The organism is Ancylobacter tetraedralis (genome assembly GCF_014195655.1).
In the GTDB taxonomy this organism is placed as follows: Bacteria; Pseudomonadota; Alphaproteobacteria; order Rhizobiales; family Xanthobacteraceae; genus Ancylobacter; species Ancylobacter tetraedralis.
Map to the genome: position 1 here is coordinate 1 of NZ_JACICD010000001.1, position 24,037 is coordinate 24,037.

The following is a 24,037-nucleotide window of genomic DNA, read 5'->3' on the forward strand; positions in this document are numbered from 1 at the left end:
GACCCGCACCTCAGGCGAAAACTTGTTCGTCGTCTTGCTCGTCATGGCTCCACCTTCTCAGGAGTTGGAGCCTCCGACAAACCCGGCGCGGTTCATGGGTCGGGTTTCATGCGGGCCAGATGTCGTTACATATTATAGTTGATAAACTCGGCACGACAGAATTGCGAACGGTTTGCGCATGGATATGCGCAAGCTGGTCGGACGAAATTTCGCCCGCCTGCGTCAGGCCAAGGACCTGACGCAGGAACAGGTTGCCGAACGCTCAGGTCTGAGCCAGCAATATCTGAGCGGTCTCGAGCGGGGCCGGCGCAATCCGACGATCATCACGCTCTACGAGCTGGCGCGTGCTCTCGATGTGAGCCATGTCGAGCTCGTCCTTCCGCCTGACGAGAAGTGACGTCCGCCGGCTTACCCCGGCCGGTGAGGCCGGGGCCCTAATCCGGGCGAGGTCTTAGTCGCTCCGGCGTCCGTTGGGGCGGGACCAGATGAGGGAGAAGTTCTCGTCGTCCTCGTCATCGAAGAGGTTGGCGTAGATGGCGGCGTTGAAGCTCGGATCGTCGAGCTTGAGGCCGAGATAGTCGCGGCCCTCGGTGGAGCGCTTGGACCAGGCGGCCCCGATCTCGGCGCGGCCGACCAGGACCCGGTGGCTGGGGGCGTTTTCGCCGGTGGCGCGGGTGTCGGGGACGATGCGCACGCCCCGGGCCTGCACGCCGAGGGTGACGATGTCGCCGGTGAACTCGTTGGTGCCGGTCTTCTTGAAAGTGCCGATGGTGGCCATGTTCCGTCTCCGTCCTGTCTTCTGAGCCCGCACCATTGCGGCCTCGATGGCGATCGAAAGGCCGAAGGCGAGCGACGCAACATCGCCTCGGGGTCCTCGTCGCGCTGGCGCGATGGGGTGAGGAGTACGACCGCAGCGCAGCGGAGGACGGCGCAGGCGCGACTTTGTTGCTGCGCGAGGAATGACGGCGATCAGGGGTCCCCGCGCAGCGCGCGGGGTGGGCGTCGGCAGGGGAAGAAAGTCGTGACAAGCCGTTGTGGCATAGGCGCTCGAGGTGAAGCCGTCCTTCGGCCAGATCAGGCCATTGAAGAGGCCGTTTGGAGCGGGCACGGGCGGATAACGGAGAGGTAGTGGCCCTCGCGCTGTCATAGAGACCTGAACGGTCCACACCGGCGGACGATGCCCTGAGCAGGGCCAAGCTGCGCATTCGCCGTCCCGCCAGTGTCGCGAATGCTCTGCCCTGGGGGGCCTTTCGACTGCGACGCGGCCGCCGTCCTCCACGCGCACCAATCCTGCCGCATGGGAGGGCGAAGCCGGCGCGCCGGATCTCCGCTCCCTCCCGGCCCGACCGGTTGACGCGGACCCTAAGCCATTCGCTTGTCTGGTGCGCCGAGCGGCTATCGCGGTGTCAGGGAGGGGATCTGTGCCCGTCAGAAGGGCCGAACGCCTTCCTTTCGGTGATGCGCACGAAGGCGACGATGCCGACCACGCCGGCTCCGAGGATCGAAAACACCATCAGCCACGGCTGGGAGGGCATGGTGTGCTTCACGATGCCATGGGTGGCGTGGAAGCCTGCGGCCACGGCCGGGACGACGAACACGGCAGCGATGAGCAGACGCGCCCAGATCGGGCGAACGATCGCGAACAGGAACTGGCCGAGGGCGTAAGTCAGGCCAGCGGCGGCAAGGCCGACAACAACGCCGAGCCATCCGGCACCGGTGTCATAGGCCCATGTGCCCGCCGTGATGCCCGCAAACAGCGGCAACGCGAAAACAGCCAGCGTGAAGAGCAGCCAGCAGAGGAATGCGATCGTCGCCATGCTGAGAAGAATGCCGATGAAGATCATGGGGGCGGCTCCATAAAATCAGATCGATGCGCCTCCACCACCTCAGTCACACCGGCACGATGGCAGAGTTGGCAGCAGTCTCGGTGTGGAGGCGACCGGCCACCATTCACAGCCGCCTGTTCGCCTGCTCATGATGGGAAGGGGTCGATTTCGCGGACGATGGCGGCTTCGTCGCCGTCATATTCGGCAGCCGGGGCGACGGAGAGCGTGCCGTCGCCGGCGCGGAAGATGACGACGGTGGCCATCAGGGTGGTGGCGAGGCTGAAGGCGAAGGCGTGAGCGATCTGGGCGGACATCGACTTGGCTCCTGCGCGAGCGGAGGTCATCCCCCGCTGACAGGCGCCCGAAAGGGCCGGCCGGTGGCCGCAATCACCGCGTGAGGCGCAGCCGGAGCGGCGGCACGCGCAGCGTCGTCCGACCCTTCATGGGTTGATGGCGTCAGGCCATCGGCTGGACCCAAGGATCAGCGTCGTGAAGCGGGGATGGTCGTCCGGTCAGGAGACCGTGATGGCGGGTTACTGCGCAGGTCGCTTCCGCCGGGTTGCGAGGTGCAACACGTGCTGCCTGTGGTAAGCCGTCAGCGTGGCGTGTTCCACGGATTGATGACCGCCACACCGGCGGCATGGAAGGCGCTGGTATCGCGCGTGGCCACAGTGAAGCCCCGGGCGGCTGCGATTGCAGCGATATAGCCGTCGGGCGTCGGAAAGCCCTTCCCGGCCGCCCGCGCTTTCACGGCGAGGTCGGCATAGCGTCGTGCGGCAGCGATATCGAAAGGCAAGACACGGTCGGCGAACATCTCCATCACCCCGTCCAGGGCCTCGGTCAGCCGGTCTTTGCGCTTGCCAGTGGGCAGCGCGCCTATGCCGTACAACAGTTCGGCGATGGTGACGCTGGAGAGATAGAGCGTCTCGGCCGCCTGCTCGTCGAGCCACGCCCGAACGGTGTCGTCGGGGGCGGGCTTCATCGCCTCCGAGATGACGTTGGTGTCGAGAAGGATCATTCGAAGCTCATCGGCTCGGCGGGCATCCTGTCGCGCGCCGGGCTGAGGGCGTCGATGTCCTCATTGGTCAGGCCGAGGCGGCGGCTGCGTTCCGCGAGCGCCGTGCCGAGCCGCAGGCGCGTGTCAGGGCGAACGGCGGTCTCCAGGATGTCGCGCATCTCCGCTTCGGTGCTGCGGCCATGCTGTGCCGCGCGCACCTTGAGGGCACGGTGCGTCGCCTCGGAGAGGTTGCGGATCGTCACTGCGGGCATGATGGCGCCTCCCAGCACATCTGATAGCGTTGATAGCAAAATAGAGAAGTCGCCATCATTTTCAAGATGGTGGGTTTGGCGGCGCTTATGCGCCGCCAGTTCCGAACCGATAGACCGGAATGCCCATCTTGCGGGCCTTGTCGGCGAGATTGTCCTGAATGCCGGTGCCGGGGAAGATCACGACGCCGATCGGCACCACGTTCAACATCTCATCGTTGCGCTTGAAGGGCGCAGCCTTGGCGTGCCTCGTCCAGTCAGGTTTGAAGGCCACCTGCGGCACCTTGCGGCTGTCGGCCCAGAGGGACGCGATCTTTTCGGCGCCCTTGGGCGAGCCGCCATGCAGGAGCACCATGTCCGGGTGCTTGGCGTGGATCTGATCGAGCTTGGCCCAGATCTGCCTGTGATCGGCGGTGTCGCCGCCCGAGAAGGCGATCTTCGGGCCGGCGGGCACAAGCACCTCGGTATCGGCACGCCGCCGGGCGGCGAGGAAATCCCGGCTGTCGATCAGCGTCGCGGTGAGGTGGCGATGGTTGACCCGTGATCCGGCCCGTGGCGTCCAGGGAGAGCCGGTGGCGATACGATACCGGTCGGCGGCGACCTCGCGGAAGGATTCCATGCCGTTGCGCCGGCCGATCAGGTTCATGCCGATGTCGATCAGGCGCTCGAGCTCGAGGGACTTCACCTCGGACCCATCCTGCTCGCGCTGAAGCTGCTTCTGGGCCTGCTCATTATCGTCAAGCTTCTGCTCGATCCGGTCAACGGCGCGGTGGAACATGTTGACGGTCGACCAGAGGAGATCAGGGAGGTCGGCATCGAGGCTGGTGTCGGTGATCGTGGCGACGAGGGCATCGAAGATATCGGCGATGGCGCCTTCGATGCGGCGGTCCTCCGGTGGCGGGCGCTGATCACGCTCGTCCTCGGACGGACGATGGCCGTGGAGCTGCAATTCCTGGATCAGGTGCTCGGTCGGGGATGAGACGTGGTGCGGCTCGTGATCGTCATGCGCGCTCATGGGATGCTCCGTCGGTTTGGACCGCTTGCCGTGGCGGCCTTCATGGCGACGAAGCCGTCGGACGGGACGGACCTGCACCCGGAGCGAAGCGAGAGGGCCGAAGCGCCAGCGGAGGATGGCGACAAGCCGGCGATTTTGCTTCGCGATGGAAAGGCGTTGGTTCGGGGTCCCCGCGCGGCCTGCCGCGTGGGGTGGACTTGCGCCGCCGGAAAATCGTCGGCGGCAGCCATTGCCGATCCGGCCCGGCTGATGGCCGATCGCCCTCTCGAAGGCGCAAGGCGCGGTCCTCTTGCCGTTATTGACGCATCCTTGCGGGTATGGCGGCCACGTTTCGCGGCTCAGCCCGTTCCGGCTATGGGTTCAGCCTCAGGAAGCGCGCCACGTCCTCCGGGGCGAATTGCCCCCGAACACCCGTCCGGAGGGCATCTATACCGAGCCGCTGGAGATCCTCGTTGAAGTCCCCGAGCGCTGGCGACAATGGAATGGCATCGATCCCCTCGACGTTCGCCCGCTCCAGCAGCATATCCCGTGCGCCGTCTCCTGCCGGATCCTTGTCGCGGACGATGTAGAGCCGCCGCAAAGTCGGAGGGAGCAGGATGGCGGCCAGGTGCGATGCCGAGAGCGCCGGCGCCATCGCCATGTTGGGCAGGACCTGCCGGAGAGAAAGCATGGTCTCGATACCTTCGCCCGCCGCCATCACGCTGTCGGGCACACCGGTGCGGACGGCAGACCCAAGCAGATCACCCATCGCCTTGCGCGGTGTAGTGACGGGAGCCTTATCCGAGCCGTCGGGCGCAAGCCAGGTGCGGTGCACGCCGGTGATCCTGCCGGTGAGATCGGTGACGGCGGCAATCATCGCGGGCCAGGTTTCGGTCGGGCCGTCGTCAGGCTTGTAGTAGCAGTGCGGATGGAAGCGCAGATCTCCGGTTCCGTGCAGAAGCGTAATGCCGCGTCGGCGCAAATACGTCTCCGCGATGGTCCCGGCGATGGGCCCCGACATGGCGAACAGTCGGCGTGCCGCTTCAATCGACCCTGATGGAGCTAGCATGACACGGCGACGTGGTTGTGCAGGCTCCAGTTCGGGATGCGGCAGGTTTAGGAAGGTCCGCGCTTCCGCTGCCGCGTCTGCGAAGTCGAGGAGGCCCAGCGATCCGCGGATAACGTCGAGAAGATCGCCATGTTCGCCGGTGGCGGCATCGGTCCATTTACCAGCCGGCCCCTTCGCGGATGCCTGGAGCCGGACAAAGAGCGAGCGGCCGGGCGTGTTGCGGATATCGCCGACGAGCCAGTAGCGGCCCTCCCGGTGCCCATTGAAGAGATAGTAGCGGCAGACCGCCTCCGCCCGATCGGCGAGCCGGCGCGACAGATCGTGAGCAATCCCGGACATGGCGAGCTTTTCAAAAACAAAGGCCCGCCGACAGTGCCGGCGGGCCGAGGTTCAGGATCGTGTTGAAGGTTACTCAGCCGCCACGGCAGGGGGGATGTCCGTGGTGTCCTCAGTATCCTCAAGAGCCTCGTCTTCGCCCATGGCCGTTGTGCCGTCCTGCGCCGCCGTTTCTTCGCCGGCCGCCGTTTCGGCTCCGCGTAGCGGTTCCGGGAGCCAGCCGGTCTCAGTGAGCAGCGCTTCGGCTTCGCGGGCCATGTCACCCTTCTTCAGGTGCGCGATGCGCTCAGCCGCACGCGCGCCCTTTGCCTCGCTCACCGCCTGCAGAATGCGGGCCTTAGTCACCCGGCCGAGAAAATTGTCCACGGTCGGCTTCCAACCGGCACCCGCCATGTCGAGGTAAACGGCGCGGGCGAGCTGGTCGGCATGGTTGAACGCGCGGGGGCGCCGGTTCCAGGCCTCATGAACGGCGTTCACCGACAGGCTCACCACATGGGCGAAAAGGCCGGAGCGGCTATCGCTGTCCCAATCCTGCAGCGCATCCCACAGATCGGCCGAGTCCTTCGGCAGGACCTTCGCCCAGCCCTCATGCCGGGCGTGGATCGCGGCGGCCGAGGCGCTGTCGTTCAGCCCCGGCGCCTGCGCGCTGAACGCCACGCTCTTCAGGTCGAGTTCGAGGCAGCTATCCGAGCCGTAGCGGTAGAAACTCTTCAGCGTCAGAGCATGCAGGGCGGCGAGGAAAGCGACGTCCGACCGTTCCCCCAGCGCCTGGCGCAGGCCGAGCGTGCGGTGCGAGGTCAGCTCTGTCATCAGCCGGTCCGAGAGCGCCGACAGCCCTTCGTCCTCTTCGGGCTCGGGCGTCGGCGCATCCGCCATGACGGCCTCGCCGGTACGCATAGCCGCAGCTGCGACAAGGTGCGGCTCGGCGTTTTCGGTGGCGACTTCGGGCTCCACCGGCCGTTCGTCCTCAGTTCGGACATAGCCGCGCTCAATGCGCAATGCGCCATCATGGGCGATGCTGACGAAGGCGCCGGCGTGCGCCACATCCAGCGGATCGAAGGTGATCGGACGCGCCTCGAAGGCCTCGATCGCCGCCTCGATCTCGCCGAGCCGCGCGTCGACCTCGTCCGGCAACTCGTCCGCCTCGGCATAGGTCTCCGACAGGCGATCATATTCCGCCTGGATGGCATCGCGGCTGGCTTCCTCCTCAGTGGTGAGCGGGATGGTCTCGCCGCGCAACTGGCGCAGGCCGTAGGTGTGGCCATAGGCGAAGTCGGGGGCCATCTCGACCCACTTCCACCCCTCAGTGGTGACAGCGTCCGCCTCGGCCTTGAGCTTCTCGGCCACCAGCCGGTCGACCAGCGCGACATCCTGCAGCCAGCCGCCGTCGTCACCCTGGAACAGGTCGCGCAGGATGGTGCCGCCGGCCTCGACATAGGCCTCGAGGCCGATGAACTGGGCGCGCTTGTCGCACGCGCGGACAGCACCCTCGGTCAGCATGCGGCGGATGGCATAGGGCTGCTTGTCATAGGAAGTCTTCAGCCGCTCGAAGACCTGCTCCTGGCGCGCATGGTCGCCGGAGACGGTGAAGGCCATGAGCTGGTCGAGCGTCATGCCGTCCTCGGCATAGACCTCCAGCAGCACCGGCGAGACCGAGGCGAGCTTGAGGCGCTGCTTGACCACGCCGACGGAGACGAAGAAGGCGGCGGCGATCTCTTCCTCCGACTGGCCCTTCTCGCGGAGCGCCAGAAAGGCGCGGAACTGGTCGAGCGGGTGTAAGGGCGCGCGCTGCACATTCTCGGCGAGCGAATCCTCCTCGGCGATGCCGCCCTCCCGGATGACACAGGGCACGGGCGCGGTCCTGGCGAGGCGCTTCTGCTTCACAAGCAGCTCCAGCGCCCGATAGCGTCGCCCGCCGGCCGGGATCTCGAACATGCCGGTCTCGACGCCGGCGCCATCGACGACGGGCCGAACGCTGAGGCCCTGCAGCAGGCCACGGCGGGCGATGTCCTCGGCCAATTCCTCGACCGAGACCCCAGCCTTGATGCGCCGGACGTTCGACTGGCTGAGCAGGAGTTTGTTGAAGGGGATGTCACGCGAGGGCGAGAGCGTGATCTTCTGAACATTGGTCGCCATGGAAGGCACCTCCGCGACGGGCGGCCGGGAGCCTCTCTCTCGACCTCCTACCCGTCACGCAGCGCAGCGCCGCCCTCTCACTCTGAAGGGCAGCGCCGCAGAACCGCAGATCCGCACAAACGGAAAACCGCAAAGCCGGAGACACGGATCTCCGCATCTCCGGCTTTGGGGAAATCAGGCAGCCCGATCGAGCAGCTTCTTGGCCCGGCCCTCGAGGTCGAGCCTTGCATCCTGGTGGGGCTTGTCGCGTGCGACCGCCGTGATGCCCTGCACGAAGTCGAAGATGCTCTCGGGCTTGCGCCCTTCCTCGGCCAGCACCGTATCGATGATCCTGGCGGTCTCGACCTTCGAGAAGCCCCGGTTGCGCAGGAAGTCGCTGCGGTCCTCGTCGGTGCGCGCGACGATCTTCTCCCGCGCCGCCTTGATGCCGTTGACGAAGGGCATGGGAGAGGAATTGGCAAAGCGGGTCAGGGCCGGCGCTGCTTCGTGGGCGAAACGGGAGGCCGCGTACTTGGAGTGGCGGATGGTGATCTCCTGGAAGTCCTCGACGCCCCAGAGATTGCGGTTCTGGCACACGGCACGCAGATAGAAACTCGCAATGCCGAGCGTCTTGGCCCCCACCTCCGAGTTCCAGCAATAGAAGCCCCGGAAATAGAGGTCCGGCGAGCCGTCGGGCAGACGCCCTGCCTCGATCGGGTTCAGATCGTCGACCAGGAACAGGAACACGTCGCGGTCGGAGGCGTAGAGCGTCGTCGTATCCTTGGTGATGTCGACACGCGGATTGTAGATGCCTGTGGACCAGTCGAGCACGCCCGGCACCTTCCAGCGCGTGTCGCCGGTGCCGTTGCCGGCGATGCGCTGCACCGCTTCCACCAGTTCGTGATCATAGATCCGGCCATAGTCCGGGCCGGTCACCGCGCGCAGCTCGACGCGGCCATTGGCGGTCTCATAGGTCTTGATCTGCTCGGCGCGGTGCGCGGTCAGGCCATATTGGAGATTGATGCCGGCCAGCGCGGCTGGAAGCTGGCGCAGATAGGCGGCCGGGGCCCCGATCTGGACCGCGAGCTGGCCGAAGGACCAATGGTTCGGTTCGACGGGGGCATCCGCCCCGGGAATGACCAGCGCCAACCGCTCGGCATTGGAGCGGCTCGCCTCCACATGGATGCGCGACGTCTCCACCAGGCGCGACCGACTGTGATCGGCACGCCCCCGCACCATCGCGGCCAGTTCGCCGAGCGACAGGAACCGCTCATCATCCGGCCGGGAGAACCACTCCGAAGACACGCGGCCGACCCGCTCGCCGCGCGTGACATCCACCTTGTAGCCGCCACCGGCGTCGCGACCGGCATCCAGAACCTGCATGTTCATGGCGATCAAGCTCCATGACGGGCGCCGGAAGCCTCTCTCCCGGCCCTCAACCCGTCACGGAAATCCGGTCTGTACTCTCACTCTGCCGAGTTTAGGTTGTTTGCCAGTGTGGCCTAGTTGACCGTCAGGTCACGAAGCCGATTTCACGCTTAAGCTCCCCCTGCAGCTTTCTGAACAACTCGCCTGTTGAGCTCGACTGATCGGCGCCGAGGCATGCCTGCCAAGCTGGCCATTCGCTGGGTCCGGAGGACAGTGCCCTTGTGTCATCCCGTTCGGTGCAAGGGGCAATCGGTAGTAACTTCTCGCCTCAAAAACTCGTCCTTTGCCAGAGCGACAATACGCCGAGTCGCGCCGGCACTGAGCCAGGCGGCTACCATAGCTTCTTGGACAATGGTATCCCCGAGAACGCCGAAAATTGTGGAGCTGATCGCTTGTTGCTGTTGGCGAAGGTGATCTTCAAGTAGTTTGTGGCGAGTGATGTATCCAGCATTTACTCCGGGTATGGAGTGATTCATGAGCATTCGGGCATCCAGCTCGGAAACACCGGCAGATGTTGCCACGTTACGAAAGGTCTGGCGTAGTTCATTGCCCCATTTAGAGAGCGTCCCTCGGTCCTCTTTTTGTTCGACCATATGCCCGTCTGCGCTGTCCGCAGGGAAAATCCACTTGGTAGCTTGCCGTGGGTGCATCAACTGGCCAAAGCGCAGCGCGCGTATCAAGCAGTTGATCATCTGTCGAGACAACGGAATATCGAAGGCGCGATCAGCGCCTCCCTTGGGCTTTGGCACATGCAGTACGCGCCGACGCCAATCGATGTGGGACGGCTTGGCTTCCTTCAATGCCGCGGGCCGGCACGCGGACAGCAACGTGAAGAGGTGAAATTCGCGCCGGATCGGATTGTCGATGGCAGCCAGTTCGATGAACCAAGCCTTAAGGTCAGCCAGACCCATCCCCGTGTTGCGGCGCTTCTCGCCATTCCAATCGATACTGCCGACGGGATTGTCGGCAGGAAGCTCCCGGTTGGTCTTGCGTGCGTGATTATAGACCGCGCGCAGCGTCCGCATGCAGCCATTGGCGATGTAGGGGCCATTTGCCGTGGTGATCGCATCGTGCTTTGCAGCCACCTTTGCCGGGTTGTTGCCGAGGTCGATCAGCGGCACATCGAGCCATTCGGCGAAGATGCGTTCGATATGATCTCGATAGCTTTCGATCGTCCGATCGCTGCGCCCTTTGCGCGTGATCGCAATTTTATAGCGCTCCCAAGACTGCCGAAGTGTAATGCCGACAGATCTCGGGGCTTCTGATGCGGGAATATGGGCAGCCGACGTTGCTTTCGTCGTCTTCTCCCCGGCTTTGGGATGCTGGCCCCGGCTGATCTGTGCCAGATATTCCTTTGCCACCGATCGCGCGGCCCGCGTCGACATCTCCGACGTATCGCCAATTGCGACGCGGACTGTGGATGCCCGTTTGCCCTCCTCTCTAAGGTCTCCCTGAACGGTGAAGGTCTTCTTGCGCGGGCCCACCACAAGAAAGAAGCCCTTCAATTCGGTATCGCGGACGATGTAGCGCCCCCTTTCGGGTGAAATGAGGCGTTCAATGACCTTGTCGCTCAGCTGGAAACGCATGTCTGCCATAGCGTAGATGCCATCTTTTGAAACGGTTTTTGAAACGGTTTTGGCAAACGGAAGTGTTTAGAGTGCTCTTTTCGCCATTGCACGATGGGGTGCGATTATTATATTATAATCAATATGTTGATGGCAAACTAAAAAAGTTTGTAGGGCTGCCGGCTACGACAGAAAGTCGCCGTTCCTGAACTACGAATCTGGGGGTCAGGAGTTCGAATCTCTTCGGGCGCGCCATTTCAGTACAGAAATGCGAACGCCGCTCGCCGCCGCTCCTACGCTGGATGCGGGATCCAGCGGGCGCGGCAGGGGCGATTTGTTACCCATCAGCCGTATCTCCGATTTGCTCACCACCTCGACGCGTTGCGCAAGCGCTCGCAGGTGGCCTTCGTCGCCCGCTTATGAGCTCGGCGATGTCGCTGCGCCGCCGCTCGACCCATTCTTCGCGCCGATCGGGAAGCTGTTCCAGAGGGACGGACAGGCGTTCGGGATCGAGGATGCGCCGCTCCAGATGATCGATGACGGTGCGATCAAGCCGGTCCATACGGACGGCAAGACCCTTGCACCCGGTTTTGCCCATGCGTGCCGTCGTCGAGCAGGCGTAGTCGCGATACATGCCGCCGGAACGGCCCTTGCCGGCTGCGGCTTTCGATGTTTGCAGAACGAATGAGCGGTTCGGAGCTGAAGCCCAAAATTCCCGTTGTGAGCGGCGAAAAAACTCAGGAGCACGTCAGATCGGAGCCCTCCCCAAGAGCGACCGACAGCTATTTCACCCCACCACCGAGCCCCTCGACAAACCAGCGCTGGGCGGCGAGGAAGGCGACGACCAACGGCGCGACGACAAGCGTGGCGCAGGCCATCAGCGGGCCGTAATCCGAGCCGGCCTCCTCGTTCTTGAACGCCATGATGCCCAGCGGCGGCGGCATCAACTGCTCAGACCGCACGGCGATGAGCGGCCAGAACAGGTCGTTCCAGTGACTGACAATGGAGAAGATCGAGAACGCGATCACCGCCGGCATCGCCATGGGCAGCATGACGCGCCAGACGATGGCCAATTCGGAGAGGCCGTCGAGCCGTGCCGCGTGGACGATGTCGTCTGGGATCGACTTGAAGAACTGGCGGAACAGGAAGATGCCAAAGGGCGATACCGCGAAGGGCATGATCAGCGCCGCATAGGTATCGAGCAGGCCGAGCTTGTAGGCGAGGATGAACAGCGGCAGCGCCAATACCTCATGCGGGATCAGCAGCCCGATCAGCACCAGCGTGAAAAGCCCCTCGCGGCCGAAAAAGCGCAGTTTGGCTAGCGCATAGGCCGCTGGGGCGCAGATGGCGATCTGCAAGGACAGGATCGCGCCGCATACCAGAACGCCGTTGAGCATGTAGCGCGGCAGTGGCGAAGCGGTCAGCGCCCGGCTGTAATTCTCCACCGCGTACCATTGTTCGGGCAGCAACGAGAAGCCAGCGCGGAAAATCTCGCCCGGCGGCTTGAGCGACAGGCTCACCATCCACACGAACGGAATCAGCATGAGCGCACCGCTGGCCAGCAGGACGGCGTGACGGGCGAGGGCGGCGACGGGGCCGAGACGTCGAAGGCTCATTGGTAGTGTACCCGCTTGTCCATGACGCGCGCCTGCAGCAGCGTCAGCCCGACCACGATGGCGAGGAAGACCACGGTGACGGCCGCGCCATAGCCGGTGCGCAGGAATTCAAAGCTCTCGACATAAAGCGTATAGAGCAGCATTTCCGAGGCCTTGGCCGGGCCGCCCTGGGTGAGGATCTTCACCGTGTCGAAGGTCTGGAAGGCGCGCAGCGCGACGACGATGACGACGAACATCGTCACCGGTCCCAGCATCGGCAGCGTGACGATGCGCAGACGGTCGAAAGTGCCGTCGGCGCCGTCGATTTCGCTGGCATCGTAGAGCTCTGAAGGAATGCTCTTCAGCCCGGCGAGAAAAAGCACCATCGCAAAGCCGAGATTCTGCCAGATGCCGATCAGCCCCAGCACCGGCAGCACGGTGCGCTCGTCGCGCAGCCAATTGGCGGTCGGCAGGCCGAGGGCGGTAAGCGTCTGGTTGGCAAGACCGATAGTGGGATGCAGCAGCGCCTCCCAGGCCACCGCCATCGCCGCCAGCGTTGCCATGAAGGGCAGGAAATGCACGGCCCGATAGAATGCCCGCAGGCTTTGCCCGGATTCGATGAGCAGCGCCACGGCGAGGCCGATCGCCGTCGTCGCCGGCACCACCACCAGCACGTAGAGGCAGGTATTGGCGAAGGAGATGCGGAAGGTCGAATCGGCCAGAAGCTCGGCAAAATTGCGCAGGCCGACGAAGGACAGCGAGCGGGCACCGAACTGCCAGTCGGTGGTGGCGATGACAAATACCGCCAGCGTCGGCAGGATGAACAGCAGGAGGATCAGCGCGAATGCCGGGGCGGCGAGCAGGCACGCGGCGATCGGCTCGGTGTCGGGCCGCTGCCGCACGGGGCGCGTGGCCTCGGGTATGTCCACAACGGCGCGCATCAGGCATAGCTCCGGAGCACGGCGGCTGGCGCCGGATCGGGCTGCACGCGCCGGCCGTCGGCGGCGAAGACCAGTATCCGGCCCGTCCGCACGCCCAGATGCAGCGTCTGTCCGAAGGCGATCTGCGGCGCCCGCTCGGCGAGCAGCCGGGCGATCAGCGTTCCGCCTTCGCCGTCGTGCGGCAGATCGAGATGGACGAACAGGTCCGAGCCCATATGTTCCAGCAGCCGGACACGGCCGGTGAAAATGCCGGTCCCGGGCGCTTCCGCCAGATGCAGCGCTTCCGGGCGGATGCCGAGCGTGCCGGCGGTTCCCGCCAGCTCCCGCGCTCGGACGTCGAACGTGGTCCCGGCGGCATGGGTCAGGTCGGCACCGAACCGCGCCGGCAGCATGTTGATCTTCGGCGAGCCGACGAATTCGGCGACCTTGCGGTTCGCCGGATCGGCATAGATCACTTGCGGCGCATCGACCTGCAAGATCTCGCCCTCGGCCATCACCGCGACCCGGTCCGACATGGTCATCGCTTCGGTCTGGTCATGCGTCACATAGATGAAGGTGACGCCGAGTCGGCGATGAAGTTCCTTGATTTCGGCGCGCATCTGCACCCGCAGCTTGGCGTCGAGATTGGACAGCGGCTCGTCCATCAGGAAGATCGCCGGGTTGCGCACCATCGCCCGGCCGACCGCGACACGCTGGCGCTGGCCGCCCGACAATTGGCCGGGCTTGCGGGCAAGCAGCGACTCGATGCCGAGCGCGCGGGCGGTGCGGGTCACCTCCTTCGCGATGCCGGCCTGGGTCGTGCGCGAGCCCGGCAGCAGGCCACCGACCAGCGGCAGGCGCTGCATGCCCGAGAGGCGCCGCATCCGGAGCGGCAGGGCGATATTGTCTGCGACGCTCATATGCGGGTAGAGCGCGTAGGACTGGAACACCATGGCGATGTCGCGCTGCTTGGGACGCAGGTCATCGACGCGGCGCCCGCCGATGGCGACGGTGCCGGCGTCCTGCCGTTCGAGGCCGGCGATGATGCGCAGCAGCGTGGACTTGCCGCACCCGGACGGGCCGAGCAGACTCAGGAACTCGCCGCTCGCGACGTCGAGCGACACCTGGCGCAGCACATGCGCGCCGCCGAAGCTCTTGTTGATGCCGTTGAAAGTCAGCCCGGCGGTCATGCCAGCGGATCCATCGCGCCGGCGCGCGAGCGAGTAGTTCTGCGCATATCTCGATCCTTGCTTGACCGAACCTTTCGGCCGATCCGTATTGGTCTGCCCGAGAGCTAGGCCGAGATTGCCGCTGGTCATGTGACAGTTTCGCGATTACCGACCGACAACCGCCGCGGTTGTCTGTGTTTCCATGCCGCATCGCGCGCGCCCGGCTTCCCAATCATTGGCGGCCCATCCATAGGGGTGGGAGCCATAGTCGTTTCGTCACGAAGTGCGGCTAGGCTCACCGGCCGTGGCGGACTGACGGCCCCGATTGCACTCGATTGGCGGAGACGGCGAGATGAGCAGCGAAGGGCCGCCGAAGCTGGCGCTCTGGCGGCGCGTCCAGCAGGACATCGAACAGCAGATCCGCGACGGCAGCCTGCCGCCGGGCACACGGCTGCCCAGCGAGAGCCAGCTCGCGACTTCCTTCGACGTGCACCGACACACGGTGCGGCGCGCCATTGCGCGGCTGAAGGAGAAGGAACTCGTCACCGTCGTGCACGGCAAGGGCGCCTATGTAGCCGATCACCAGATCTGCTACCGCGTCGGCCGCGCGACCCGCATGACGACGGCCATTCTGCGCACCGGGCGCACCGCGCAGCGGCGCGTGCTGTCGAGCACCGAAATCCCGGCCGATAAGCGGCTGGCGGCGCTGCTGTCGCTGCCGGTGGGACACCCGATCTGCCGCGTGCGTACGCTTCGCATGATCGACGATCAGCCGGTCTCGCTGACCACCTATTTCTATCCGCTGCCGCGCTTCGCCGGCATCAGCCGATCCATCGCCGAGACCGGCTCGGTGTCGGAGGCCCTGAGCCGCTACGGGGTCACCAAGATGATACGTAACGACATGCACTTCCGCGCCTCGCTGCCATCGATGCAGGAGGCGAAGACGCTGAGGATCGGGCGCAGCAAGCCTCTGGTCGAACTGCTCAGCGTCAATCTCGACGCCAGCGGCGTGCCGGTGCAACATGTGCATGGCAAGATCGTCTCGGAAGCCCTCGACGTGGTGGTGTCGTTGAACGATTGAGGGCGGCGCGCTACGGCACCGCCCTCTGGATCAGGCCGCCTCTGGCGGCGTTTTGCGCGGGCCCCGGATCGGCGCCGCGCTCACGCGCAGCGGGTCCGGGGCGCGACCCTCGTGTTTCCGGGACAAGAGGAGGCGAAGCTGGAGCGCATGGACGAGATCCAGCGCAGGCCCGCCCAGCGTGCACAAGGACCGCAAAAGATCCGGTCGCAAAGGCGGGAACGCCGCCAAGCCTGATGGATCGCCCCTGCGCCGCTCATCCCATGGTGACGATCACCGGGTAGTGGTCGGAGCCCACGGCGTCATAGCGCACTTCCACCGCGACGACGCGATCGGCCAGGGCTTCGCTTACGAAGCAATAGTCGATGCGGCGGGTGTGGTCGCCGCTGGTCGCCCCATGCACTTCGCCCTGGGCGATGCCGATCTGCTCGTCATGGCCGGCAGCGACCCAGGCGTCGACGAAGCCGCCGAGCCGCGGCACGCGGGACCAGCGATTGCCGGTGGCGCCGGCGATCGTGCTGTAGGCCTCGCCGCTCGGCAGAAGATTGAGGTCGCCGAGCAGCACCGCGTTGTCCGGCACCGGTGCCAGTGTCGACTCGGAGGCGAAGCTGCCGTCCTTGGGATGCGTGCCGCTCAGCGGCGTGCCTTCAAAGCGGGCGCGGTGGTGGATGTCGAGCATGAACTCCAGCTGCTGCTTCCGCTGCTGCTCGGAGAGGTGGCACAAATGCGTGTTGTAGACCCGCAGCGGCCCGAACGGCGTGTCGACGCTCACCTCGATCAGCGCCTTCTGGATGTCGAGCTTGGGACCCGAGGCACCGTATTTCGGCAGCGGATAGTTGCGCACCGTCTGGATCGGATAGCGCGACAGGATGATGTTGCCCGAGCGGCGCCGCCGGCCGCGCACGGGCTCGCCGGTCGCCGCATCGTGCTTGATCACCTCGACGCCGGGACCATAGGCGAGGTCGTGCTCGGGCATCAGCTCGCGGATCAGCTCGACCTGCTCGACATTGCCGGAGCGCTCCCAATAACTGTCGACCTCCTGCAGGCCGATGATATCGGCGTCGCGCACCGCGTCGAGCGCGCGGGCCAGGTCGCAGACGCCGTCGCGTCCGACGCCGAAATGGATGTTGTAGCTCGCCAGCTTCATGGCGCGGTTCCTTGTGCTGCGGTTCGGAAAAGCTCAGTGGCCGGGATCGTTCGGCAGGCCGGGAAAGCGCCGGTGGCCAGTGAAAGCCTCGTAGAGGCGGATGCTGCCGGAGCGCATCCACCCCGATATGTCGGTGGTGAGGAGCTCGTCCGGCTCCTCCCGGACGATCTCGATCTCGTCGCCCAGCTTCAGCCGCAGCCAGCCGACGCGGCGCCGGCCGCGCAGGTTCGGCCGCCACTCGCCGAGCATGTCGGTGACGAAGGCAAGCGAGGGCATCCAGACATGGCGCGTCGGACCGTGCGTCTCGTCGCGCCCCTCATGGGTGTGGCCGGACAGGACAAGGCGGACGCGGCCGCTGTCGAGGTGCGGGCGGATCAGGCGGCGGGCCTGCGGATACCAGACGCCCTGGAAGATGTCGGCCTCGCCGAGGGCGTCGCGGAACACCGGCTTGTGGAAGCACAACGCCACCGGCCGTTTCCCGACCTCCGCCATGGCGCTCTCAAGGAAGGAGGCCTGCTCCGCCTCCGCCGGCAGGCCGGAACCGCAAAGCAGGCTGTCGAGGCCGATGATGCGCCAGGCATCGATGTCGCGGGCCCAGAAATCCGGGCCGATGGTGGCGCGGTAATGGTCGATGAGCGCCTGCGAGACCGTGGTCTCACCACGCGTGTCGACCGTTTCCGGCGGCGGTGGATTGTTGCCGACGTCATGATTGCCCGGCACCATCGCCCAAGGGCACGGCAGGCGATCGAGTTGCTCGCGGGCATAGGCGAGGTCGTCGGGATGACTCGGCGCGTTGAGCGCCATGTCGCCGCCGGCCAGCACGAGGTCGGGCGGGTTCGCCTGTACCGCCTGCAGGAAGATCTCCCAGTTGAACTGGAAGAACGGGCGCGCCCGCGACAGATGGGTGTCGGAGACGAGGACGATGGTCGAGGCCATGAGCGTGTTCCTGATTGGAGGGGCGGGCTCAGAACACCCGGCGGCCCTTCGTCCAGGCGCCGCGCACAACCGGCTCGCCATCGACGACGGCGACATGGATGAGGTCCGCCCGCCGGCCGGGGACGAGGGCGCCGCGATCCGTGAGCCCGAAGGTCTCCGCCGGCCGGGCGCTGACCAGCGCCGTCGCCTCGGGAAGGGCCATGCCGCCCTCGACCAGCAGGAAGACCGCGCGTAGCAGGCTGGAGGGGATGTAGTCGGAGCACAGGATCTGTACCGCGCCGGCGACGGTGCGTTCGCGCATCGACAGGAACCCCTTGTGCGAGCGGCCGAACACCACATTCGGCGCCCCGGCGATCACCGTCATCCCGGCTGAGCTGGCCGCGTCCATCGCTTCCGGCGTCACCGGGAACTCGGCTATGGTCATGCCGAGACCCTGCGCCTCGTCGATGTGCCAGGCGCGGGTGTCGTCATGACTGGCGCAGGCGATGCCGCGCGAGGCGAAAGCTTCCACCAGTGCCCGCCGGCGGGCGGCGAGGTTCTCCGCGCCGTCGGCATGGCTCTCGGCCTCCAGTTCGACGAGTCGCGTCTCGTCCTCGACACCGCGCGTACCCATCACGAAGCGGAAGCGGTCGCGGTCGCGCGGCGCGCTATCCTCCATGAAGGTGCCGAAGACCAGATGGGGATCGTCGAGGAAGGGGGTGAGTACCTCGACGATATCGGTGCGCGGCACCTCGCAGCGCAGGTGCAGCCGATGGTCGGCGCGTAGGAGCCCGCGCCGGCGCGCCTTGTCGAGCCCCTCGATCATCATCGGTAGCGCCTTGAGCCGATCCGGCTTGCCCATCGCGCCTACGACGAGCGAGTCGAACACCGTGGTGATGCCAGCGGCGACGGTCAGCGCGTCATGCGCCAGCACCGCTGCCACCGGGTTCCAGAACACGCCGGGACGAGCCACGATGTGCTTTTCCAGATTGTCGGTATGGACGTCGACGAAGCCGGGCAGCAGATAGTCGCCGCCGAGATCGAGATCGAGACCGGTTTCGGTCTCCGCCCGATCCTCCGTGTCGATCGCCGCGATCCGTCCTTCCTCCACCGTGAGCGCGCCATCGACCACCGCCTCCGGCGTCACCAGGCGGGCGTTGCGGAGGGTCCAGCGCGGCGCGGTGGCGAAGGACGAGGCACGGTCTTCGATGCAAGTGTCGAGCATGATGCGGCAACCGGAGCGAGAGGATGTTGGGAAGAGTTAGCGGGCGCAGCCGGCGAGCAGCCGCCGGACCTCGTTGGCGAGGGCGGGCAGGGCTTGTGACGCGCTCTCGCGGCCAGCGGCGACCGAATTGGTCGCTTCCTGGATGACGTCGACGATCTTGACGCCATTGGCGCCGCCCCAATTGTACCAGCCGGTACCGATGGCGAGGCTGGTGAGGCCGGGCTGGTTGTTGCGCGCCTTGACATAGATCGGGCCGAGCAGCTCCGGATCGTCGAGCGCTTTCTGGTTGCCCGGCATGTAGCCGGTATAGGTCGCCACATGCGTCGCGCTGACCGGGCCGGTGGCGAAGGTCAGGAACTCGAAGGCGGCCTTGCGCAGGGCAGGGTCGCGGGTGGTTATGGCCGCGACCGAGCCACCCGCCGGCAGCCGGCTGGCCTCGCTCGGCAGTGGATAGGGCAGGATGCGGAAGCCGAACTTGCCGGCCGCCGCCTTCTCCATCCGGGCGATCTGCGAGGTCGAGGCGGCATAGATGCCGACCGTGCCGGCGGCGAAGGCGGCGCGCACCTGATCCTGGCTGTAGGCGGGCATGCCGAGCTTGTGAAACATCTCCAGCGTCTCGAAGGTCCATTGGCCGGGTTTCTCGTCGAAGCGCAGCCCGCAGCCATCGGGCGTGCCCATCTCGCCGCCGGCGCTGTTGACGAGCTGCTGCAGGCCCCAATTGCCGGACGCGTCATAGGCGAAGAAGAAGCCGACATAGGTCGGGTCGAGCGCGGCGATCTTGGCGCCGACCTCGGCGAGGCCGCGCCAGTCCTTCGGCAGGGTGTCGACCGCGAGGCCGGCGCGGCGCACCAGATCCTCGTTCACATAGAGTACCGGCATGGAAATGGCGAAGGGCAGCGCATAGACCTCGCTGCCGAGGCTGCCCATGGCGAGCATCGCGTCGCGATAGCCCATCGCCTCCCATTCGGCTTGTGTCTTCACGAAGCCGTCGAGCGGCACGAGGAGGTCCTGGTCCTTCAGCACGCGCAGATAATTGAGGCCGGTGAAGAAGACGTCCGGAACCTGCCCGGTGAGCGCGCCGCGCAGCACCTGCGGGGTCGCGGTGTCGTAGCTGCTGGCCGGGGTCCAGAACGAGATCCTGATATCGGGATGGGCCGCCTCGAACTCGCCGGCGATGCGTTCCAGTACCGGCTTGTAGTTGTTGGGATAGGCGTAGAACACCTGAAGCGTGGTTTGCGCCGGCGCTGCCATGGCCGATGCCGTCCCGATCAGGCCGGCGGCGATGGCGGTCAATGCCGTACGGATACCCGGAATGCGCATGCGCTTTCTCCCCGCCCATCCTGAGCTCGCCGGTGAATGTCGGCGGCAGTGGGGTGCGCTCCGGACGTGACAATTGGGTGAAGACGCGGGCAGGCCCATGCGTATCACTGCGCGGGTGATCGGTGTTTTGTGCCCCGCGGCAGGCGTCCCTAGTCGACGCCCAAGCTCTTTGCCGTGCGGGGCGCATGTCTTCACCGGCGAAGACTTTGCGGATGATACGCACAGTCATCCCTGCTCCACAGCGAAAACGTCAAGCTACTGTCATCGCGACGATAAAACCTCCATGCGGTCGGCGTCTGTCACCGGCACGGATATGGCGCGCATCGGAGAGCTGAGGATGACATCGTTGAACATGAAAGCTGTCGGCAGGGCTCTGGCGGCCGGCGCGGTGCTCGGATCGCTGTGGGCCGCTCCCAGCCAGGGCGCGGACGTCACGCTCGACATAGCCTATGCGGTTCCCCACCATCGCCAGATGTATGACCAGTCGACGGCGCTGTTCGAGGCGGCCTATCCCAGCATCAAGCTACGCTATCTCAACCCGGCTGCCGACTACGACGCGCTGGCGCAGGATGCGCTGCGGCAGGGTATGATCGGCACGCTGCCGGACGTGATGTTCCACGGGTATGCCCGCGTGAAGCTGATGGCCGAGCGCGGCCTCGTCGTGCCGCTCGACGGCTTCCTCGCCGCTGACGGCGGGCCTGCGGCGCTCGGCTATGCGCCGGCCAGCCTCGATGCCTGCCGCTACAAGGGCAAGCTCTACGGCATCCCCTTCACCACCTCGACGCCGATCGTCTATTTCAACGCCGATCTGGTGCGCAAGGCGGGCGGCGATCCTGACCACCTGCCGGCGGACTGGGCCGGCATCCTCGAACTCGGCCGCAAGATCGACGCGCTGGACGGGCGGGACGGGCCGATCCAAGGCGCAGTGTTCGACTATAAGGGCAATGGCAACTGGTCGTTCCTGTCGCTGCTCTCCAGCCTCGGCACGGCGCCGATGAATGCCGACGAGAGCAAGCTGACGCTCGACACGCCGCAGACGCTGCGGGCGCTCGAGATCCTCCACGACTTCGGAGCGGCCGGCCAGGTCGACATGACGCGCAACCAGTGGCGCCAAGCCTATGCCTCCGGCACGATGGGCATCTTCGTCAATACCAGCAGCATCCTGACCGAATATCAGAAGCAGATCGGCGATCGCTTCGAGATCCGCACCATGCCGTTCCCGCTGGAGAGCAAGGACGGCCGCGTGCCGGTCGGCGGGGCCTGCGTGACCATGTCGGCCAAGGACCCGGAGCGCCAGAAGGCGGCGTGGAACTACCTGAAGTTCATGACCGGCCCCGAGGCGCAGACCATCGTCGTCCGGTTCACCGGCTACATGCCGAACAATGTGAAGGCGATCGAGGATCCGGCGCTGCTCGGCAACTACTACCGCGACAACCCGCTGCAGATGACGGCGGTGAAGCAGTTGTCCGTCGCCACCGGCTGGTACTCCTTCCCCGGCGACAATGGCGTGCGCATCTCCAAGGAGATCGAGGAGGTTCTGACCAAGCTGGGAACCCTCAGCGTCACCCCGGCGGAAGCGCAGAAGCAACTGATCGAGCGGGTCTCGCCGCTGCTGCCGCAGTGAGGCCAGCTCGTGTCGCTTGAGACCAAACGCATCTGCTTCGGCTGGCGGCCGGGGGACACCCTGCCGCGGCCGGAGATCGCCGGGATCGCGAGCGGAGGCCTGCCGCGCCCCGCCGACCCGACCTATGGCGCGCTGGCGCGCAACTTCGCCCGCACCGGCAACAAAGGCTACATCGTCATCGGCGAGGCGACGGCGCGGCTGTTCGCATGCGACCGGCACGCCAGCGCCTTCGTCGACCTGCCGGCGCTCGCGTGCGAGCGTGACGTCCGGGCCTCGGCAGAGGCGCTCAACCGCGCCTTCGACCTGATCGTGTTGCCGACCGCCTATGAGATCGCGCCCGACCGGGATTTCTCGTCGCTGGTCGCGTTGCTGGAGCGCCTCGACGTCCCGGTGGTTACCTTGGGGCTCGGCATGAAGGATGGCGGGCTCAGAATGGAGGATCTCCATCCGAGCTTGCATCAACTGCTTAGCTGGCTCAATGACCATGCCGCCCTGTTCGGAGTGCGGGCCGACCGCACGGCGACCTGGCTGCATGCCAATGGTTTTCCCAGGGCTGTCGCGCTGGGCTGTCCCAGCATGCATCTTCACCCCGAGGCGATCGCACGGCTGCGGCCGCCGATGGTAGCGATGGATCGGCTGCGCCTCGCCACCGGCGGCTATGTGCTGCGCGATCTCGCCCGCGCGGCCGGGCTCAGCGCGTTGCTGGAAGGGTGTGACGCCAGCTATTTCGTGCAGGACGAGATCTTTCATTCGGTCACGTTCGCGGCCGACGACATCGTCATCGACGATGCGCGCGGCGAATTGCGCAAGGAGGCGATGGAGCGGGCGATCACGGCCTGGGGCGGCTTCGTGCCGAGCTTCGGGCGGTATCTGTATTTCGATGGGCTCGATGCCTGGCGGCAGGCCATGGCCGGCCACGACCTGTTCGTCGGCGACCGCTTCCATGGCGGCACGGTGGCTTTGCAGGTCGGCCTTCCGACGGTGATGTTCGCCCGCGATGTGCGCGCCGACGAGTTGTCCCGCTTTTACGGCATCCCGCAGCCCGAGCTCGGCGGGGCGGGCGCGGATGATCTTGCGCCGTTGCTCGCACAGGCGCTGGGCGAGCAATCGCTCGCCGCCTTCCGCGCCACTCACGCCCGGCGCGACGCGGCGTTCTGGCAGGCTATGGCGCGCGTCGGGCTCAATCGTGCCGGTACACGAGTGAAGCCCGCATAAAGCTCATACCAGCCTCCATCTCGTCTGCTGACCAGGCCCGCGCCCACGCCTAAAACTCCGCACCGAAGGCGACGTCTTGCGCCGTGACGCCCGTCGCCGTCCGGCGGGGCTGCACACCCCAGGGAAAGCCACCACCGTGTCCGACACCACGCCTCCGCCCCGCGCGATAGAGCCGCGCGAGTCCGCCTTCAATCCCGACCGGCTCGATCGCCGCAGCTGGATCTCGACGCTGGCGCTGGCGCCGCTCACCGATCTCGATGCGCTCTGGGACGGGCTCGCCGACAAGCCGTCCTTCCTGTGGCTGAAGGCGCCGCAGCGCGGCGCCGCCATGGTGCGGGCGCGGGCCGGCGGGACGGGGCAAAAATTCAATCTCGGCGAGATGACCATCACGCGCTGCGTCGTCCAGCTTTCCACCGGCGAGGCCGGCGTCGCCTATGTGGCGGGACGCAGCTGCCGGCATGCGGCGCTGGCGGCGGTGTTCGATGCGCTGCTGCAAAGGGAAGATGAAATGGACGGGCCGATCCGCCGTGGCGTCGAACGTCTGGCGCGGGAAATTGCCAAACGCCGCCGCCGTGTCGCCAATGAGGTGGCGGCCAGCAAGGTCGACTTCGCCATGCTGGTGCAGGAAGCCGGCCGATGACCACAGCGTTCTCCAGTCCGGCGGCACCTCCCTCGGAGGCGGCGCAGCGCGACCAGCGCGTATTCCGCGTCCTGCTGCGCGCGCTCTCCTATCCAGGCCGCGTCGTCCTGCTCCCCGCCCTGCCGTCGGCGCCGGCGCCGCTCTGCCCGGCGCTGGCCGGCCTGCTGCTCGGGCTTCTCGACCTCGAGGCCGGCCTGTGGCTGACGCCGGCGCTCGATTGCCCACCGATCCGCTCCTTCCTTACCTACCGCGCCGCCGTGCAGTTTGTGGCAACGCCGCGCGAGGCGGTCCTCGCCGTGGTCGACGATCCCGCCGGCCTGCCGCCGCTCGATGCGTTCCATCCCGGCGAGCCGGCCTGTCCCGAGCGCTCCACCACCGTGCTGTTGCGCGTTCCGGCGTTGGCCGGCGGGCCCGCCGTGGCCCTGCGCGGCCCCGGGATCGAGGCGACGGCCACGGTTGCGCCACGCGTGCCCTACGGCTTCTGGGACCAGTGGGCGCGCAACCATGCGCGCTATCCGCTCGGCATCGACATCATCATGACCGACGGCGTCGGGCTGGTCGGCCTGCCGCGCAGCGTGGGGCGGGAATAG

General features: G+C 66.2%; 24 protein-coding genes. 7 read left to right on the forward strand and 17 right to left on the reverse strand.

Going from position 1 to position 24,037, the window contains the following annotated elements:
- Positions 1-178 precede the first annotated feature (178 nt).
- Positions 179-397 (forward strand): helix-turn-helix domain-containing protein, encoded by a 219-nt coding sequence (locus FHS55_RS00005; protein WP_013167646.1) that lies wholly within the window; start codon positions 179-181, stop codon positions 395-397.
- A 54-nt stretch (positions 398-451) separates the two neighbouring features.
- Here the strand turns inward: FHS55_RS00005 and FHS55_RS00010 are convergent, their stop codons facing one another.
- The 10 genes from FHS55_RS00010 to FHS55_RS00055 all read right to left on the reverse strand — a co-directional run bounded on the left by FHS55_RS00010 (position 452) and on the right by FHS55_RS00055 (position 10,629).
- Positions 452-778 (reverse strand): DUF736 domain-containing protein, encoded by a 327-nt coding sequence (locus tag FHS55_RS00010; protein ID WP_183187644.1) that lies wholly within the window; start codon positions 776-778, stop codon positions 452-454.
- 628 nt (positions 779-1,406) lie between these two features.
- On the reverse strand, positions 1,407-1,844 hold the full coding sequence (locus FHS55_RS00015) for a hypothetical protein (protein ID WP_183187645.1): 438 nt from the start codon (positions 1,842-1,844) through the stop codon (positions 1,407-1,409).
- A gap of 128 nt (positions 1,845-1,972) precedes the next feature.
- On the reverse strand, positions 1,973-2,140 hold the full coding sequence (locus tag FHS55_RS00020) for a hypothetical protein (protein WP_183187646.1): 168 nt from the start codon (positions 2,138-2,140) through the stop codon (positions 1,973-1,975).
- Between the two features lie 281 nt (positions 2,141-2,421).
- The gene (locus tag FHS55_RS00025) at positions 2,422-2,844 is read right to left on the reverse strand and encodes a type II toxin-antitoxin system VapC family toxin (protein WP_183187647.1); all 423 of its coding nucleotides are present in this window, start codon (positions 2,842-2,844) and stop codon (positions 2,422-2,424) included.
- Complete coding sequence (locus tag FHS55_RS00030) at positions 2,841-3,095, reverse strand: FitA-like ribbon-helix-helix domain-containing protein (RefSeq protein WP_149574227.1); 255 nt, start codon at positions 3,093-3,095, stop codon at positions 2,841-2,843. Before FHS55_RS00030 ends, FHS55_RS00025 begins: the two co-directional genes overlap by 4 nt.
- An 85-nt stretch (positions 3,096-3,180) precedes the next feature.
- Complete coding sequence (locus FHS55_RS00035) at positions 3,181-4,107, reverse strand: DUF2493 domain-containing protein (RefSeq protein WP_183187648.1); 927 nt, start codon at positions 4,105-4,107, stop codon at positions 3,181-3,183.
- Between the two features lie 352 nt (positions 4,108-4,459).
- The gene (locus FHS55_RS00040; protein ID WP_183187649.1) at positions 4,460-5,494 is read right to left on the reverse strand and encodes a DUF7146 domain-containing protein; all 1,035 of its coding nucleotides are present in this window, start codon (positions 5,492-5,494) and stop codon (positions 4,460-4,462) included.
- Positions 5,495-5,563: 69 nt separating this feature from the next.
- Positions 5,564-7,627: a ParB/RepB/Spo0J family partition protein gene (locus FHS55_RS00045; protein ID WP_183187650.1), complete on the reverse strand. Its 2,064-nt coding sequence runs from the start codon at positions 7,625-7,627 to the stop codon at positions 5,564-5,566.
- A gap of 174 nt (positions 7,628-7,801) precedes the next feature.
- Positions 7,802-8,995, reverse strand: coding sequence for a DUF932 domain-containing protein (locus FHS55_RS00050; protein ID WP_183187651.1), 1,194 nt, complete (start codon positions 8,993-8,995; stop codon positions 7,802-7,804).
- 263 nt (positions 8,996-9,258) lie between these two features.
- A complete protein-coding gene (locus tag FHS55_RS00055) occupies positions 9,259-10,629 on the reverse strand; it encodes an integrase family protein (protein WP_183187652.1) in 1,371 nt (456 codons plus the stop codon).
- Between the two features lie 238 nt (positions 10,630-10,867).
- Between FHS55_RS00055 and FHS55_RS00060 the strand changes: the two genes are divergently transcribed.
- Positions 10,868-11,287 (forward strand): hypothetical protein, encoded by a 420-nt coding sequence (locus FHS55_RS00060; protein WP_183187653.1) that lies wholly within the window; start codon positions 10,868-10,870, stop codon positions 11,285-11,287.
- 94 nt (positions 11,288-11,381) lie between these two features.
- Here FHS55_RS00060 and FHS55_RS00065 read toward each other — a convergent pair whose 3' ends face one another.
- Genes FHS55_RS00065 through FHS55_RS00075 form a run of 3 tightly spaced genes read right to left on the reverse strand, consistent with a single transcriptional unit; the run spans position 11,382 to position 14,304 of the window.
- Positions 11,382-12,215 (reverse strand): carbohydrate ABC transporter permease, encoded by an 834-nt coding sequence (locus FHS55_RS00065; RefSeq protein ID WP_183187654.1) that lies wholly within the window; start codon positions 12,213-12,215, stop codon positions 11,382-11,384.
- Positions 12,212-13,135 carry a carbohydrate ABC transporter permease gene (locus tag FHS55_RS00070; protein WP_183187655.1) on the reverse strand — a complete coding sequence of 308 codons (924 nt, stop codon included), beginning with the start codon at positions 13,133-13,135 and terminating at the stop codon, positions 12,212-12,214. The genes FHS55_RS00065 and FHS55_RS00070 overlap by 4 nt, the downstream gene beginning before the upstream one ends.
- On the reverse strand, positions 13,135-14,304 hold the full coding sequence (locus tag FHS55_RS00075) for an ABC transporter ATP-binding protein (RefSeq protein WP_183188558.1): 1,170 nt from the start codon (positions 14,302-14,304) through the stop codon (positions 13,135-13,137). Before FHS55_RS00075 ends, FHS55_RS00070 begins: the two co-directional genes overlap by 1 nt.
- A gap of 331 nt (positions 14,305-14,635) precedes the next feature.
- Between FHS55_RS00075 and phnF the strand changes: the two genes are divergently transcribed.
- Positions 14,636-15,364 carry a phosphonate metabolism transcriptional regulator PhnF gene (gene phnF, locus FHS55_RS00080; RefSeq protein ID WP_183187656.1) on the forward strand — a complete coding sequence of 243 codons (729 nt, stop codon included), beginning with the start codon at positions 14,636-14,638 and terminating at the stop codon, positions 15,362-15,364.
- Between the two features lie 253 nt (positions 15,365-15,617).
- Here the strand turns inward: phnF and FHS55_RS00085 are convergent, their stop codons facing one another.
- Genes FHS55_RS00085 through FHS55_RS00100 form a run of 4 tightly spaced genes read right to left on the reverse strand, consistent with a single transcriptional unit; the run spans position 15,618 to position 19,968 of the window.
- Entirely contained in the window at positions 15,618-16,508 is an 891-nt protein-coding gene (locus FHS55_RS00085) for an endonuclease/exonuclease/phosphatase family protein (RefSeq protein ID WP_183187657.1), read from the reverse strand.
- Between the two features lie 33 nt (positions 16,509-16,541).
- Positions 16,542-17,444 (reverse strand): metallophosphoesterase family protein, encoded by a 903-nt coding sequence (locus FHS55_RS00090; protein ID WP_183187658.1) that lies wholly within the window; start codon positions 17,442-17,444, stop codon positions 16,542-16,544.
- Between the two features lie 28 nt (positions 17,445-17,472).
- Positions 17,473-18,648 carry an alpha-D-ribose 1-methylphosphonate 5-triphosphate diphosphatase gene (locus FHS55_RS00095; protein ID WP_183187659.1) on the reverse strand — a complete coding sequence of 392 codons (1,176 nt, stop codon included), beginning with the start codon at positions 18,646-18,648 and terminating at the stop codon, positions 17,473-17,475.
- A gap of 36 nt (positions 18,649-18,684) precedes the next feature.
- Entirely contained in the window at positions 18,685-19,968 is a 1,284-nt protein-coding gene (locus FHS55_RS00100; protein ID WP_183187660.1) for an extracellular solute-binding protein, read from the reverse strand.
- Positions 19,969-20,320: 352 nt separating this feature from the next.
- Here FHS55_RS00100 and FHS55_RS00105 point away from each other — a divergent pair, with 352 nt between their 5' ends.
- The 4 genes from FHS55_RS00105 (at position 20,321) to phnH (ending at position 24,037) form a co-directional block, all read left to right on the forward strand.
- Positions 20,321-21,592 (forward strand): ABC transporter substrate-binding protein, encoded by a 1,272-nt coding sequence (locus FHS55_RS00105; RefSeq protein WP_246339822.1) that lies wholly within the window; start codon positions 20,321-20,323, stop codon positions 21,590-21,592.
- 9 nt (positions 21,593-21,601) lie between these two features.
- A complete protein-coding gene (locus FHS55_RS00110) occupies positions 21,602-22,807 on the forward strand; it encodes a polysaccharide pyruvyl transferase family protein (RefSeq protein ID WP_183187662.1) in 1,206 nt (401 codons plus the stop codon).
- Between the two features lie 136 nt (positions 22,808-22,943).
- Entirely contained in the window at positions 22,944-23,447 is a 504-nt protein-coding gene (gene phnG / locus FHS55_RS00115; protein ID WP_210286799.1) for a phosphonate C-P lyase system protein PhnG, read from the forward strand.
- Positions 23,444-24,037 (forward strand): phosphonate C-P lyase system protein PhnH, encoded by a 594-nt coding sequence (gene phnH, locus FHS55_RS00120; RefSeq protein ID WP_183187663.1) that lies wholly within the window; start codon positions 23,444-23,446, stop codon positions 24,035-24,037. Before phnG ends, phnH begins: the two co-directional genes overlap by 4 nt.

Coding starts and splice junctions, on each gene's coding strand:
- FHS55_RS00005 (WP_013167646.1), top strand. CDS start 179: ATGGATATGCGCAAGCTGGTCGGACGAAATTTCGCCCGCCTGCGTCAG.
- FHS55_RS00010 (WP_183187644.1), bottom strand. CDS start 778: ATGGCCACCATCGGCACTTTCAAGAAGACCGGCACCAACGAGTTCACC.
- FHS55_RS00015 (WP_183187645.1), bottom strand. CDS start 1,844: ATGATCTTCATCGGCATTCTTCTCAGCATGGCGACGATCGCATTCCTC.
- FHS55_RS00020 (WP_183187646.1), bottom strand. CDS start 2,140: ATGTCCGCCCAGATCGCTCACGCCTTCGCCTTCAGCCTCGCCACCACC.
- FHS55_RS00025 (WP_183187647.1), bottom strand. CDS start 2,844: ATGATCCTTCTCGACACCAACGTCATCTCGGAGGCGATGAAGCCCGCC.
- FHS55_RS00030 (WP_149574227.1), bottom strand. CDS start 3,095: ATGCCCGCAGTGACGATCCGCAACCTCTCCGAGGCGACGCACCGTGCC.
- FHS55_RS00035 (WP_183187648.1), bottom strand. CDS start 4,107: ATGAGCGCGCATGACGATCACGAGCCGCACCACGTCTCATCCCCGACC.
- FHS55_RS00040 (WP_183187649.1), bottom strand. CDS start 5,494: ATGTCCGGGATTGCTCACGATCTGTCGCGCCGGCTCGCCGATCGGGCG.
- FHS55_RS00045 (WP_183187650.1), bottom strand. CDS start 7,627: ATGGCGACCAATGTTCAGAAGATCACGCTCTCGCCCTCGCGTGACATC.
- FHS55_RS00050 (WP_183187651.1), bottom strand. CDS start 8,995: ATGAACATGCAGGTTCTGGATGCCGGTCGCGACGCCGGTGGCGGCTAC.
- FHS55_RS00055 (WP_183187652.1), bottom strand. CDS start 10,629: ATGGCAGACATGCGTTTCCAGCTGAGCGACAAGGTCATTGAACGCCTC.
- FHS55_RS00060 (WP_183187653.1), top strand. CDS start 10,868: ATGCGAACGCCGCTCGCCGCCGCTCCTACGCTGGATGCGGGATCCAGC.
- FHS55_RS00065 (WP_183187654.1), bottom strand. CDS start 12,215: ATGAGCCTTCGACGTCTCGGCCCCGTCGCCGCCCTCGCCCGTCACGCC.
- FHS55_RS00070 (WP_183187655.1), bottom strand. CDS start 13,135: ATGCGCGCCGTTGTGGACATACCCGAGGCCACGCGCCCCGTGCGGCAG.
- FHS55_RS00075 (WP_183188558.1), bottom strand. CDS start 14,304: ATGACCGCCGGGCTGACTTTCAACGGCATCAACAAGAGCTTCGGCGGC.
- phnF (WP_183187656.1), top strand. CDS start 14,636: ATGAGCAGCGAAGGGCCGCCGAAGCTGGCGCTCTGGCGGCGCGTCCAG.
- FHS55_RS00085 (WP_183187657.1), bottom strand. CDS start 16,508: ATGAAGCTGGCGAGCTACAACATCCATTTCGGCGTCGGACGCGACGGC.
- FHS55_RS00090 (WP_183187658.1), bottom strand. CDS start 17,444: ATGGCCTCGACCATCGTCCTCGTCTCCGACACCCATCTGTCGCGGGCG.
- FHS55_RS00095 (WP_183187659.1), bottom strand. CDS start 18,648: ATGCTCGACACTTGCATCGAAGACCGTGCCTCGTCCTTCGCCACCGCG.
- FHS55_RS00100 (WP_183187660.1), bottom strand. CDS start 19,968: ATGCGCATTCCGGGTATCCGTACGGCATTGACCGCCATCGCCGCCGGC.
- FHS55_RS00105 (WP_246339822.1), top strand. CDS start 20,321: ATGAAAGCTGTCGGCAGGGCTCTGGCGGCCGGCGCGGTGCTCGGATCG.
- phnH (WP_183187663.1), top strand. CDS start 23,444: ATGACCACAGCGTTCTCCAGTCCGGCGGCACCTCCCTCGGAGGCGGCG.